This is a genomic window from Paenibacillus sp. Dod16, assembly GCF_049893405.1.
Taxonomy (GTDB): Bacteria; Bacillota; Bacilli; order Paenibacillales; family Paenibacillaceae; genus Paenibacillus_AQ.
On record NZ_JBNDYG010000139.1, the window covers coordinates 1 to 526 of the forward strand.

Below are 526 nucleotides of genomic sequence, written 5' to 3' on the forward strand. Positions count from 1 at the left end.
AGCTATTACACTAGCTGGGTTTCCCCATTCGGACATCCCCGGATCGAAGCTTGCTTACAGCTCCCCGAGGCAGTATCGTTGTTCGCCACGTCCTTCTTCGGCTCCTAGCGCCTAGGCATCCTCCGTGTGCTCTTAGTAGCTTAACCAATGCTCCGGTTATTGTGCTCATCGCTCTGTTGTCCGTTTGTTTCCTGATCTACTAAACGAGTTAATAGGTGGAAACCAACTTCCAAAGGATCGATGATCCCAAAACCTTCGCTGCTACCGTTTTATTTAAACTTGTTTTGACACAAGTTCAGCTAAAAGGATATTTCTAATTGCGCAAATTCGTTTCGTTATCTAGTTTTCAAGGATCAAATTCAATCGGCTGTTTAACGGCCGGAAGAATATCTTATCAATTCCTCACGATCTTGTCTACAAGAAAGATCTGGAATCAACAAGTTTTGAGAGTTGAACTCTCAAAACTGACCAACGAGTGAGTAACAGGCCTAAACCTGATTTAAGGGTGACTTCATTGAAGTCATAT

General features: G+C 43.3%; 1 rRNA gene. It reads right to left on the minus strand.

What is annotated here, in order from left to right:
* A 23S ribosomal RNA gene (locus ACPV3A_RS37785) occupies positions 1 to 146 on the minus strand; the annotation flags it as partial.
* Positions 147 to 526 lie beyond the last annotated feature (380 nt).